This window comes from Thalassospira lucentensis (genome assembly GCF_032921865.1).
Lineage (GTDB): Bacteria > Pseudomonadota > Alphaproteobacteria > Rhodospirillales > Thalassospiraceae > Thalassospira > Thalassospira lucentensis_A.
In genome coordinates this window covers 1990819-2003624 of the sequence record NZ_CP136684.1, presented here as the reverse complement: position 1 = coordinate 2003624, position 12806 = coordinate 1990819, and the positions used below count along the sequence as shown (strand labels likewise).

Below are 12806 nucleotides of genomic sequence, written 5' to 3'. Positions count from 1 at the left end.
CCATTTTCGTGGTTTAATCGCCTTGATCAAGCGTCATGTAAAGATCACCGCCATCACGGTATTTTTCCGCCATCGCTGCCATGCCTTCCTTCTGCACATCGGCCCGAATTTCATGCGATATCCGCATCGAACAGAATTTCGGTCCGCACATCGAACAGAAATGCGCGACCTTGTGCGCCTCTTTTGGCAGGGTCTCATCGTGGAAGGATCGCGCCGTTTCCGGGTCCAGCGACAGGTTGAACTGATCTTCCCAGCGGAATTCGAACCGCGCACGCGAAAGCGCATCATCACGCGCCTTCGCCGCCGGGTGCCCCTTGGCAAGATCAGCTGCATGGGCCGCGATCTTATAGGTAATCACCCCGGTTTTCACATCATCCCGGTCCGGCAGGCCCAGATGTTCCTTGGGCGTCACGTAACACAGCATCGCGGTTCCGAACCAGCCGATCATCGCCGCTCCGATCCCCGATGTAATGTGATCATAACCCGGCGCAATATCGGTGGTTAGCGGCCCAAGCGTATAAAACGGTGCTTCACCGCAAATCGACAATTGCTTGTCCATGTTTTCGCGGATTTTATGCATCGGTACATGGCCCGGCCCCTCGATCATCACTTGGCAATCGTGATCCCATGCGATGCGGGTCAATTCGCCAAGCGTTTCCAGTTCGGCAAACTGGGCGGCATCATTGGCATCGGCAATCGATCCCGGTCGCAATCCATCGCCCAGCGAAAAGGAAACGTCATAGGCCCGGCAGATATCGCAAATCTCGGCGAAATTCTCATACAGGAAACTTTCCCGATGATGATGCAGGCACCATTTCGCCATGATCGACCCACCCCGCGATACGATGCCGGTCACCCGATCGACGGTTAACGGGATGTGATGTAATCGCAATCCGGCATGGATGGTGAAATAATCCACCCCCTGTTCGGCCTGCTCGATCAATGTGTCGCGGAATATTTCCCATGTCAGGTCCTCGGCAATACCGCCGACCTTTTCCAGCGCCTGATAGATCGGAACCGTCCCGATGGGCACGGGCGAATTGCGGATGATCCAGTCGCGGATATTGTGGATATTGCGCCCGGTCGACAGATCCATGACCGTATCTGCCCCCCATCGCGTCGCCCAGACCATCTTTTCGACCTCTTCAGCCATTGATGATGTCACCGCCGAATTGCCGATATTGGCGTTGATCTTCACCAGGAAATTCCGCCCGATGATCATCGGTTCGGCTTCGGGATGGTTGATATTGGCCGGGATGATCGCCCGCCCCCGTGCAATTTCATCCCGCACAAATTCGGGCGTTACATTATCGGGGATCACCGCGCCGAATGCCTCGCCGTCGCGTTCGGCATTGGCCCGCATTTCCGCCCGACCCAGATTTTCACGGATCGCGACATATTCCATTTCCGCGGTAATGATCCCGGCCCGGGCATAAGCCAGCTGTGTCACCGCCCGCCCACCAATCGCGCGCAACGGTGCATGGCTTTGCGGGAATCTCGGAACCGCATGACTTTCACTTCCGACAAAGCCGTTATCTTCGGGTTTGATATCGCGCCCGGCATATCGTTCGGTATCGGAACGCGCCGCGATCCAGCTTCGGCGCAGTCTTGGCAGACCCTTGGCAATATCAATCGTGACATCCGGGTCAGTATAAGGCCCCGACGGGTCATAAACCTTGATCGGCGGTTCGCCCGCTGTGGGATGAACCGCAATTTCGCGCATCGGCACGCGAATATCGGGAAAGTGCGATCCGGCAATGTGGATTTTGCGCGATGCGGGCAATGCCCCGGTTGTGACATCGCTGGTGATATCGGTTTTGGTAGATGGAACAGACATAAAAGGCCCCTTTGCAATCAAGGCAATGGAGACCCAGTTCTGCGAGAGGCTGCTGATGAAAAATGCCGACCGATAAAAGGATCACCCGCCATGACAAAAGGGCGCACCCCATATGTCAAAACAGGTAAATATGCCGGCATCCGCACCATCCCTACGCCAGTATGAACTGGATCAGGTTCAAAGGGTCACTGCGCTGCAAAGCCAGCAGTTTCTCAGCCCCTTGTCGGGGCTCCCCAGGTGATCGATTGCAGGGTTACAAGTTATGCGGGGGATGTCAATCGGCGGGCACGGCCCAACGCGCCAAAAGATCAGCGCCCCGTTGCAAGCTCGCCATTGGAAACCGGAATGCCTTCCTGTCCGGCCTTGCGCGCGCGGCCCGTATGCCAGAATTCCGGATCTTCGGTGTAACCGCTGAATTCATCAAGATGGATGTCTTCGGGCGGTTCGGGATGGATGGTGATATCGAGATCAGGATATTCCGACCGGATGCTGTCCATCACCTGATGGCAGATGGTGTGCGATTCCCGCATCAGCATCCCGCCATCCATGATCAGCTCGATCTCGGCAAAGCGATGCACGCCTGATGATCGGGTGCGCAGACGGTGAATGCCTATCACCGATGCGTTTTTCATCGTCAGTTCGATGATCCGCTGGCTGTCCGATTCCGGCAATTCGGCATCCATAAGAACCGTAACCGACTGCCGCCCGACCTTGACCGCGGACGCAACAAGGAAGATCGCAACAATCCCGCCAATCACCGGGTCAGCCCACAGGAAGCCCGACATCCCCATCATCAATGCGACGATGACGGCAACATTGGCAAGGATATCGCTGGTATATTGCAGGGAATCGGCCTCGACCGCGACGGAACCCGACATGCGCGCCGCCTTTCGTTGCAGCAGCACCAGCCCAAATGTCATCACCAGCGACACGACCATCAGCCACACACCCTCCGTCGCGAAACGAAGCGGTTGCGGCTCGAACACGCGTGATGCGGCCTCGGCCACCACGAATATCGCGGCACCGATCATGAAGGCACACTGGAAAAGCCCCGCCAGCGGTTCAGCCTTGCCATGACCAAACCGGTGGTCATGGTCTGCCGGACGCCATGCACTGCGGACCGCCATGAAGTTGACGACAGCGGTACCGACATCAAGCATACTGTCAACCATCGAGGATAACAGACTGACCGAATCGGTTAGGAACCACCCGACCGCCTTGATCGCAATCAGCGTCGCAGCAATGACAATAGAGGCCGTCGTTGCCCGACGTGCCCACATTTCCCTTTGCGCGATGTCAATGACAGGACATTGACTCATGTTCTACAGACCTTTGGTCTTCAATTTCCGCTCGCTGATTGCGGTTTTATATCGTGAATTGGCGTAATATGTAATGACTATTGCCATATTTTGACCGTCGCCTGTGCAGCAAATAGCGCATATTTGATATTCCGCAAGGTTTTCAAACCTGATCGAAGCGACTATATCAGCCCCGCAGGCGGATAAGAGCAAACAACAGGCCCACTTATGATTGTTGAAATCGGACATTATGCCCTGGTGCTGTCACTCGTGGTGGCATTGGCACAGTCGACCATCCCGTTCATGGCCGCATCCCGGCGTGATGTCGCCCTTCTGAAAATTGCGCCACGCCTGTCCATTGCCTGCTTTGCGCTGGTCGGTACAAGCTTCGCCGCCCTGACATATGCCTATGTCACATCCGATTTCTCGGTCCTGAATGTGCTTGCCAACAGCCACACCTCCAAACCGCTGATCTATAAAATCACCGGCGTCTGGGCCAACCACGAAGGCTCGATGCTGCTCTGGGTCATGATCCTGACCCTGTTTTCGGCCGCCGTCGCCGCCTTTGGCCAGAACCTGCCGCCAAGCCTGCTGGCACGTGTTGTTGGCGTGATGGGGCTGATTGCGCTCGGCTTCCTTCTGTTCATTCTGCTGACGTCCAACCCGTTCGAGCGCGTGATCAACCCGCCGCTGAACGGCGAAGGTATGAACCCGCTGCTTCAGGATCCCGGCATCGCCATTCATCCGCCGTTCCTCTATCTCGGTTATGTCGGCTTTTCCGTGGCCTTTGCCTTTGCCGTCGCCGCACTCATCGAAGGCCGGGTTGACCCGGCATGGGCGCGCTGGGTCCGGCCATGGACGCTGGCCGCATGGATGTTCCTGACCGCCGGGATCGGACTTGGCTCCTGGTGGGCCTATTACGAACTCGGCTGGGGTGGCTGGTGGTTCTGGGATCCGGTGGAAAACGCATCCTTCATGCCGTGGCTGGCCGGAACCGCCCTTTTGCATTCGGCGATTGTTGTCGAAAAACGCGACGCGCTCAAAAGCTGGACGATCTTCCTCTCAATTCTGGCTTTCTCCTTCTCGCTGCTCGGCACCTTCCTGGTGCGGTCCGGCGCGCTGACATCGGTTCATGCCTTTGCCACCGACCCGACCCGCGGGGTGTTCATCCTGCTCCTGCTGTGCCTGACGGTGGGCGGATCGCTGGCCCTTTATGCCTGGCGCGCCCCGACATTGAAGGGCGGCGGACTGTTTCAGCCGATCTCGCGCGAAGGTGCACTTGTGTTTAACAATGTGCTGCTTTCGATTGCGGCGGCCATGGTGCTGCTGGGGACCCTTTATCCCCTGTTGCTCGAAACCGTGACCGGCGAAAAAATCTCGGTTGGCGCACCGTTCTTTAATTCCACCTTCGTGCCAATCATGACGCCCCTGATCATTGCCATGGCTTTTGGTCCGCTGATGCCATGGAAACGCGCCGATCTGTTTGCGGTTCTGGGCAAGCTCAAAATCGCGATTGCCGCCGTCATCATGGTTCTGATCGTCACCTACTGGCTGGCCGGTGGCCCGGCCTTTGCCCTGTTTGGCATGGGGCTGGCGATCTGGCTGTTTATTGGAACGATGCTGGAATGGGCCGGACGGATCAAGCTTTTCCGCGAACCCTTGGCCAATAGCTTCCGCCGCATGCGCAATCTGCCGCGCTCTGCCCACGGCACCATGCTGGCCCATGCCGGGATGGCGATTGTTGTCGCAGGCATCACCGGATCACAGGCCTGGACCGAAGAATCGGTTCAGTCCCTTGCCATCGGCGAAAGCACGGTTGTTTCGGGCCACACCTTTACACTCAGCGGCCTTCGCGAATATCAGGGTCCGAACTTCTTTGCCCGCGAGGCCACCATCACCATCGCAACCCCGGGCGAACGCACCATCACCCTGACCCCGGAAAAGCGCGTCTATACGGTTGAAGGCATGCCCACGACCGAGGCCGGAATCCGGTCCGGTTTCACCGGCGATATCTATGCGGTGATTGGTGACGAGGACGCCAGCGGCAAATGGGTGACGCGTTTCTATGTCAAACCCATGATCCCGTGGATGTGGGCTGGCGGCATCATCATGGTGCTGGGGGGGCTTATGTCCCTGTCTGACCGTCGCTATCGCGTGGGTGCTCCCACCCGCTCCACCAAAACGGCTCAGACCGTACCCGCCGAATAGGATTATCAATGACCATCTGGATTGTTCTTGGCGCCTTGACGGCTCTGGTGGCGGGTTATGTCCTCTGGCCGATCCTGCGAAATGCGCGTTCGGCTGATGCGGATACGAACGAAGATCGCCTTGCTGACATGGACGAAGACGAACTGCAACGCGATCTTGCGGTTTACCGTGACCAACTTGCCGAAATCGGCCGCGATATCGAACGCGGCGTCCTGACCGAAGGACAGGCTGACGCCGCCCGCACCGAGGTCCAGCGCCGCATCCTTGCCACCGATCAGCGGATCGCCAAACGCCACCAGTCCGGCGAGGCGGCAAACCGCGTGTCGCGCCTGCGCCCCGCGGTTGCGATCTTTACCCTGCTTCTGTTTGCTGGCGGCATCGGTCTTTATCTTGACCTTGGCCGTCCCGACCTTCGCGACCGGCCCATCGCCAGCCGCACGGATGAAATCATGGCCGCCCGTCAGGCCAGCGACAATGACGCCAACCGCAACGCGGCCCTTAACCGCGCGGTACAGGACCTGTCAAACCGCCTGCTTGAAAATCCCGATGACCTCAAGGGCTGGGAACTTCTCGGCGCCAGCCTGATGGCCCTTGGTCGCCCCGAAGAAGCCCAGACCGCCTATCTCGAAGCGGTCAAGCAATCCGGTCGTGATGGTGATTACCTCGCGATGTATGCCGAAAGCGTCATCCGCACCAACAATGGGCAGGTCAACACAATCGCGCGCGGCGCGCTGGAAGAAGCCGCAAAATCCGGCAGCACGGACCCGCGTATCCAGTATTTCCTGGGCCTTGCCGATGCGCAGAACGGCAATGTCGCCGCCGCTGTCGACCGTTGGATCGCCTTGGTCAATGGTGCGCCGTCTGATGCTGGCTGGCTGCCGATGGTGCTGGCCCGTATCGAAGAAGCCGCTCTTGCCCAAGGCATCGACATTACCGGCCGGATCACGGTTACCCCGCCCATGGCATCAAATGCCCCCGGCGGACCATCCCGCGAGGATATGGAAGCCGCCGCCGAAATGACCCCCGAAGAACGCCAGGAAATGATCCTTGGCATGGTGTCGCAACTGGCCGACAAACTGGCGGAAAATCCCCAAGACCCCGAAGGCTGGGCACGTCTGATGCGCGCCTATATGGTGATCGGTCAACCTGATCAGGCAAAGCAGGCCTACGATACCGCCCGCCAGGAATTTGCGGGCGATACCGCGCTTCTGACCCGCTTTGCCGGTCTGGCGGATGAACTTGGTATTCCCGGGGATTAGGCACCGACCCTCACGGTTATGGTCGCCATCCCCTGCCAGAGTCGAACGCACCGTGAAAAATCACGGTGCGTTTTTCTGTATCCGGATGGAACGCACCCGCAACGAACCATACGCAAGAATAGTATTTCTGCTAAAACTTTCGCCTGCATCCTATTGATTTGTCATTTTGTTTGCTAAAAATTCCCTCTGGAAAAAAATGAACAAGGTTCAGAAAAACAACAATTTCATCTATAATATTGAAATTATTCTCTCTTTTTCTTCATTTCGTGACAAAGATTGATTATAGTTCTTACCCATCAAAAGGGGAGCATGGCAAAATCCCCCACCCAAAAGAATAAGGACATAGCATGATCGCCGGTGCCAACGGGACCGTAAGCAATTTGCTGCTGATAGAAGACAATCCGGGCGACGCCAGATTGGTTCAGGAAGCCCTGCGCGAATTCACCCATCCGGTTCAGTTGCATCACGTCAAGGACGCGATGACCGCGCGCCAGTTCCTGCAACAGGACGGTCCCTATCGCAACGCGCCCAAACCGCGCCTGATCCTGCTTGATCTCAACATGCCGCGCAAGGATGGTCGGGAAATGCTGCGCGAAATCCGCAATGACCCGTCATCCGCCTCGATCCCGGTGATCGTTCTGACCACATCGGGTGCCGAACATGATGTCGATCTGTGCTATGCCGCCGGGGCCAACTGCTATCTGCGCAAGCCGGTTGATGTGACCGAATTTATCGATCTGATGAAAATGATCGAATCATTCTGGTTGGGCCTCGCCCTGACCCCGTCCCCCTGATTTCGCCGCCCGGATCATGCTGCCCGGTCCTTGCCCCTGACAATCGGCAATCCCCTGTCGGTTCCCATGGCTCCAACACATTGTTCCCAGCGACCTGAACCCGGCACGCCACCCCCGGCACTGGGGACTGGGGACTGGGAACTGGCGCCCACAGTCCATCGCCTTACGCGATATCTGAATGATGTGCGTCCGCTGCCCCGATCATCCCGTCTGGCACACCGGCAAGAAAAAAGGCCGCTGTATCAAACAGCGGCCTTTTGAAAATCGAAGATCAAAGATCGATGATCAGTTGGACAGTGCTGCAATCTGCGCACGGGCAATTTCAAGCGCACGTTCGGCATTCGCCTTGTCATGTGCTGTCGTTGCCGCCTTCAGATCCGCCTCGGCGGTCTCAAAACGTGCCTGGGCTTCATCGGCCTTGATATCGGCAACCGGAACGGCTTCTTCGGCCAGAATGGTGCAACGCTCGGGGTTAACCTCGGCGACGCCACCAGCGACGAAGATACGTTCGGAAACCTTGCCACCTGCATAGATGTCGATGACACCCGGACGAATGGTCGAGATCATCGGCGCATGCTTCGGCAGCACGCCAAAATTCCCGTCCGTGCCCGGAACAACGACCATCTCGACCGGCTCGGATTTGAGCAGGGCAGACGGCGAAACAAGTTCCAGTACAGTCGTATCAGTCATGACAGTCCTCTCTCCCGTATGGGAAGGGGGTCCGAAGCTGCCTTAGGCAGCTTCGGCCATCTTCTTGGCTTTCTCGATGGCTTCTTCGATGGTGCCGACCATGTAGAATGCCTGTTCGGGCATATGGTCATATTCACCAGCGCAGATTGCCTTGAACGCCTTGATGGTGTCTTCGAGCTGAACGAACACGCCCGGAGTACCGGTAAAGACTTCTGCAACGTGGAACGGCTGCGAAAGGAAACGCTGGATCTTACGGGCACGGGCCACGACCAGTTTGTCTTCTTCCGAAAGCTCGTCCATGCCGAGAATTGCGATGATGTCCTGAAGACCCTTGTAGGTCTGAAGAACACGCTGCACTTCACGGGCAGTCTCATAGTGTTCCTTGCCGATAACGCCCGGATCAAGCGCACGCGAGGTACTGTCGAGCGGGTCAACAGCCGGATAGATGCCAAGCTCGGCAATCTGACGGTTGAGCGTCGTGGTCGCGTCAAGGTGGGCAAACGAGGTTGCCGGCGCCGGGTCGGTCAAGTCATCGGCAGGGACGTAAATGGCCTGGACCGAGGTAATGGAACCTTTTTTGGTCGAGGTAATACGTTCCTGAAGTGCACCCATGTCGGTTGCCAGCGTCGGCTGATAACCCACAGCAGACGGGATACGACCGAGAAGTGCCGACACTTCCGAACCCGCCTGGGTGAAGCGGAAGATGTTATCGACGAAGAACAGAACGTCCTGGCCTTCTTCATCACGGAAATATTCCGCAATCGTCAGACCGGTCAGAGCAACACGTGCACGTGCTCCCGGGGGTTCGTTCATCTGGCCATAAACCAGTGCGGCTTTGGATGCACCTTCCGGATTGATAACGCCCGATTCCATCATCTCGTGATAGAGGTCGTTACCTTCACGGGTACGTTCACCAACACCTGCGAAAACCGAATAACCACCGTGGCCTTTTGCCACGTTGTTGATCAGTTCCATGATGAGAACGGTTTTACCCACGCCCGCACCGCCGAACAGACCGATTTTACCACCCTTGGTGTACGGCGCGATCAGGTCGATGACCTTGATGCCGGTAACCAGGATTTCGGTGTCGGTTGCCTGATCGGTGAAGGACGGAGCTTCACGGTGGATCGGGGAGGTCATTTTCGCGTTGACCGGACCACGTTCGTCAACCGGCTCGCCGATGACGTTCAGGATACGACCAAGGGTTTCCGGACCAACCGGAACCGAGATCGCGTCACCGGTATCGATGACTTCCTGACCACGACGCAGACCTTCGGTGGTGTCCATCGCGATGGTACGGACGGCATTCTCACCAAGGTGCTGTGCAACTTCGAGAACCAGACGCTGACCGTTGTTGTCAACATGCAGCGCGTTCAGAATGGGAGGCAGATCGCCGTCGAATTTAACGTCGACGACGGCGCCCATAACCTGGGAAATTTTCCCCGCCTTCTTGTTCGCCATAGGTATTGTCTCCTGCTCGGACAAAACTATCCGTTAGTTCCTGCGACCCGCTTACAAAGCCTCGGCGCCGGAAATGATTTCAATCAGTTCGTTGGTGATCTGGGCCTGACGTGAGCGGTTGTACTGGATGCTCAGTCGGTCGATCATATCGCCGGCATTGCGGGTTGCGTTATCCATCGCGGACATACGCGCACCGTGTTCGGATGCACTGCTTTCCAGCATCGCACCGAAAATCTGGACCCCGACGTTACGCGGCAGCAGATCAGCCAGAATGGCTTCTTCAGACGGTTCATATTCATAAACCGCAGAAGAACCGGTAGCTTCTTCCTGCCCGTCGGCTTCCGGCACCGCGAACGGCACCAGCTGCTGTTCGGTGACGACCTGCGAAATTGCTGACACGAACTTGTTATAGAAGATCGAGCAGACGTCAAATTCGCCTTCGTCATACAGCGCCAGAATTTTGTCGGCAACGTCGGTAGCAGCAGAGAAATCAATCCCCTTCTTGCCTTCGACGCCAGTATACCGGGCGACAATCGCGTCACCAAATTCACGCTTGAGCGCATCGGCACCCTTGCGGCCAACACAGATCAGCTTCACCGTTTTGCCAGCCGCGCGAAGGGCGCGGATCTTGATACGGGTCGCTTTGATGATCGATGCGTTGAAACCGCCGCAAAGGCCACGGTCCGCGGTAAAGACGACGAGCAGATGCACATCATCCTTGCCGGTACCTGCCAAAAGCTTCGGTGCCCCCTGTGATCCACCAACCGCGGCTGCAAGCCGGCCCAGCATCGTCCCCATGCGATCTGCATAGGGACGGGCTGCTTCCGCTGCATCCTGCGAACGGCGGAGCTTGGAGGCTGCCACCATCTTCATCGCCGAAGTAATTTTCTTCGTCGACTTGACGCTGGCAATGCGCGAGCGCAGATCCTTCAAACTTGCCATTGCGTTTCCTCCTTCGCCTAAAGTTCAGACTTACGCGAAGGTTTTCGCGAACTTGTCGAGGAACGCTTTGAGCTTCGTTTCGGTGGCTTCCGAAAGAACCTTCTCGGTGCGGATCGCATCAAGAATGTCGGCACCCGACGAACGGATGTCGCTCAGGAACTGTTCTTCGAAAGCACGAATTTTGCCGACTGCCACACCGTCAAGGTAACCCTTAACACCAGCATAGATCACAACAACCTGCTCTTCCACTTTCAGCGGCGAATACTGCGGCTGCTTGAGCAGTTCCGTCAGACGTGCGCCACGTGCCAGAAGTTTCTGGGTTGCCGGATCAAGATCCGATGCGAACTGTGCGAAGGCTTCCATTTCACGATACTGGGCAAGTTCCAGCTTGATCGAACCGGCAACCTGTTTCATTGCCTTGATCTGAGCGGACGAACCCACACGCGAAACCGACAGACCAACGTTCACGGCCGGGCGAACGCCCTTATAGAACAGGTCGGTTTCAAGGAAGATCTGACCGTCGGTGATCGAAATCACGTTGGTCGGAATAAACGCCGAAACGTCGTTACCCTGGGTTTCGATAACCGGCAGAGCGGTCAGCGAGCCAGCGCCGTTTTCGTCATTCATTTTCGCAGCACGTTCCAGCAGACGGGAGTGCAGATAGAAAACGTCGCCCGGGAAAGCTTCACGTCCCGGCGGGCGGCGAAGAAGCAGCGACATCTGGCGATAGGCAACAGCCTGTTTCGACAGATCATCATAGAAGATGGTAGCATGCATGCCATTGTCGCGGAAATATTCACCCATTGCGCAGGCAACGAACGGTGCCAGGAACTGCATCGGCGCCGGGTCGGACGCGGTCGCGGCAACAACGATGGTGTTTTCCATCGCGCCACGTTCCTCAAGAACCTTCACAACCTGTGCAACGGTCGAACGTTTCTGACCAACCGCAACATAGATGCAGAACATCTTGTCGCTGTCGGATTTCGCTGCATCGTTCACCGGTTTCTGGTTCAGAATGGTGTCGATGATGATAGCGGTTTTACCGGTCTGACGGTCACCAATGATCAGCTCGCGCTGGCCACGGCCAATCGGGATCAGCGAGTCAATCGACTTGATACCGGTCTGTACCGGCTCGTGAACCGATTTACGCGGGATGATGCCCGGTGCCTTGACGTCGGCAAGGCGACGTTCTTTTGCACCCAGTTCACCTTTACCGTCGATCGGGTTGCCAAGCGCGTCAACAACGCGGCCCAGCAGCTCCTTGCCAACCGGCACGTCAACGATGGCACCGGTACGCTTGACCTGGTCGCCTTCTTTGATGTTACGGTCAGAACCGAAAATAACGATACCGACATTGTCTTCCTCAAGGTTCAGGGCCATGCCCTTGATGCCACCCGGGAAGTCGACCAGTTCACCGGCCTGAACATTGTCAAGACCATGAACACGGGCGATACCGTCACCGACAGAAAGAACCTGACCGACTTCGGCAACTTCGGCTTCAGCGCCAAAATTGGCAATCTGATCCTTAAGAATAGCGGAGATTTCCGCGGCGCGGATTTCCATCACGCAACCCCTTTCATAGCGAGCTCGAGCTTCTGCAATTTGGTACGAAGCGAGGCATCAAAAACCCGGGAACCGACCTTGACGACAAGGCCGCCAAGAACCGCCGGATCGACATTCAGGTCCACTTTGACAGTGGCGCCAACAACTTCTTTAAGAGCGCCGGTAACGGCTTCGATTTGCTCTTTTTTCAGCTCGGAAGCCGAGGTCACCTGTGCGGTCACTTCGCCTTTGAAAGCTGAGAGCATGGAAAGGTAGGAACTGATAACATCCGGCAGAACGAACAGGCGGCGCTTCTGACACAGAACGCCGACGGTCTTCTTGGTCAACTCGGAAACGCCAAGCTTGTCCAGAAGGGCCGCCATTGCCTTGGCCTGCACATCCCGGGAAATCACGGGACTACGGAGCACATTCCGCAGGTCATCGCTTTCGACGATGGCCTGGTCGAGCAATTCAAGATCGCTTTTGACAGCATCAAGCGCATCGGCCGATTGGGCCAATTCGAATAATGCTGTGGCGTAACGCCCTTGAAGCCCGGTCGCGGCAGTATTTTGGGACACCGGTGAAAGCCCTCAATTCTGGTTATGAGAACGACTCGGATACGTATAAAAAAATGGTCTCTCGGAAGGTGTTCCCGCCGAGAAGCGAGCGTTTGGTATCATATGTCCATGACAGGGGCAACCCCCGCGCAACGCCATTTCGGCAGTCTTTTTCATTCTTGCCTAAAGTTGGGGCAAAACCGGGCCGGATTGCTTAC

10 protein-coding genes and 1 riboswitch are annotated in these 12806 nt (G+C 56.9%); of the genes, 3 read left to right on the top strand and 7 right to left on the bottom strand.

The features are described 5' to 3' along the window. Positions 1-13: 13 nt before the first annotated feature. Together thiC and R1T41_RS09845 are read right to left on the bottom strand one after the other, a co-directional pair. On the bottom strand, positions 14-1837 hold the full coding sequence (gene thiC / locus R1T41_RS09850; protein WP_317341417.1) for a phosphomethylpyrimidine synthase ThiC: 1824 nt from the start codon (positions 1835-1837) through the stop codon (positions 14-16). A gap of 130 nt (positions 1838-1967) precedes the next feature. After that, positions 1968-2083, bottom strand: a riboswitch (TPP riboswitch). 62 nt (positions 2084-2145) lie between these two features. Beyond that, a complete protein-coding gene (locus R1T41_RS09845) occupies positions 2146-3117 on the bottom strand; it encodes a cation diffusion facilitator family transporter (protein WP_231858354.1) in 972 nt (323 codons plus the stop codon). Between the two features lie 246 nt (positions 3118-3363). Between R1T41_RS09845 and R1T41_RS09840 the strand changes: the two genes are divergently transcribed. From R1T41_RS09840 to R1T41_RS09830, 3 genes are all read left to right on the top strand, one after another. Continuing rightward, positions 3364-5343 (top strand): heme lyase CcmF/NrfE family subunit, encoded by a 1980-nt coding sequence (locus R1T41_RS09840; RefSeq protein ID WP_317341416.1) that lies wholly within the window; start codon positions 3364-3366, stop codon positions 5341-5343. Between the two features lie 8 nt (positions 5344-5351). After that, on the top strand, positions 5352-6602 hold the full coding sequence (ccmI, locus tag R1T41_RS09835; RefSeq protein ID WP_247794227.1) for a c-type cytochrome biogenesis protein CcmI: 1251 nt from the start codon (positions 5352-5354) through the stop codon (positions 6600-6602). Positions 6603-6949: 347 nt separating this feature from the next. Further along, a complete protein-coding gene (locus R1T41_RS09830; RefSeq protein ID WP_062953221.1) occupies positions 6950-7396 on the top strand; it encodes a response regulator in 447 nt (148 codons plus the stop codon). A gap of 285 nt (positions 7397-7681) precedes the next feature. Here R1T41_RS09830 and atpC read toward each other — a convergent pair whose 3' ends face one another. From atpC to R1T41_RS09805, 5 genes are read right to left on the bottom strand one after another with little or no spacing between them, the layout of a single operon-like run. Then, positions 7682-8086 (bottom strand): ATP synthase F1 subunit epsilon, encoded by a 405-nt coding sequence (gene atpC / locus R1T41_RS09825; RefSeq protein ID WP_317341415.1) that lies wholly within the window; start codon positions 8084-8086, stop codon positions 7682-7684. A 42-nt stretch (positions 8087-8128) separates the two neighbouring features. Beyond that, positions 8129-9547 (bottom strand): F0F1 ATP synthase subunit beta, encoded by a 1419-nt coding sequence (atpD, locus tag R1T41_RS09820; protein WP_062953219.1) that lies wholly within the window; start codon positions 9545-9547, stop codon positions 8129-8131. Between the two features lie 51 nt (positions 9548-9598). Continuing rightward, positions 9599-10489, bottom strand: coding sequence for a F0F1 ATP synthase subunit gamma (locus R1T41_RS09815; protein WP_062953218.1), 891 nt, complete (start codon positions 10487-10489; stop codon positions 9599-9601). A 30-nt stretch (positions 10490-10519) separates the two neighbouring features. Further along, entirely contained in the window at positions 10520-12052 is a 1533-nt protein-coding gene (gene atpA, locus R1T41_RS09810) for a F0F1 ATP synthase subunit alpha (RefSeq protein WP_062953217.1), read from the bottom strand. Continuing rightward, complete coding sequence (locus tag R1T41_RS09805) at positions 12052-12609, bottom strand: F0F1 ATP synthase subunit delta (RefSeq protein WP_007089181.1); 558 nt, start codon at positions 12607-12609, stop codon at positions 12052-12054. Before R1T41_RS09805 ends, atpA begins: the two co-directional genes overlap by 1 nt. Positions 12610-12806: the final 197 nt, after the last annotated feature.

What these genes read in the sequence shown, in the direction of transcription:
- thiC (WP_317341417.1), bottom strand. Translation starts at nt 1,837, where the DNA reads ATGTCTGTTCCATCTACCAAAACCGATATCACCAGCGATGTCACAACC.
- R1T41_RS09845 (WP_231858354.1), bottom strand. Translation starts at nt 3,117, where the DNA reads ATGTGGGCACGTCGGGCAACGACGGCCTCTATTGTCATTGCTGCGACG.
- R1T41_RS09840 (WP_317341416.1), top strand. Translation starts at nt 3,364, where the DNA reads ATGATTGTTGAAATCGGACATTATGCCCTGGTGCTGTCACTCGTGGTG.
- ccmI (WP_247794227.1), top strand. Translation starts at nt 5,352, where the DNA reads ATGACCATCTGGATTGTTCTTGGCGCCTTGACGGCTCTGGTGGCGGGT.
- R1T41_RS09830 (WP_062953221.1), top strand. Translation starts at nt 6,950, where the DNA reads ATGATCGCCGGTGCCAACGGGACCGTAAGCAATTTGCTGCTGATAGAA.
- atpC (WP_317341415.1), bottom strand. Translation starts at nt 8,086, where the DNA reads ATGACTGATACGACTGTACTGGAACTTGTTTCGCCGTCTGCCCTGCTC.
- atpD (WP_062953219.1), bottom strand. Translation starts at nt 9,547, where the DNA reads ATGGCGAACAAGAAGGCGGGGAAAATTTCCCAGGTTATGGGCGCCGTC.
- R1T41_RS09815 (WP_062953218.1), bottom strand. Translation starts at nt 10,489, where the DNA reads ATGGCAAGTTTGAAGGATCTGCGCTCGCGCATTGCCAGCGTCAAGTCG.
- atpA (WP_062953217.1), bottom strand. Translation starts at nt 12,052, where the DNA reads ATGGAAATCCGCGCCGCGGAAATCTCCGCTATTCTTAAGGATCAGATT.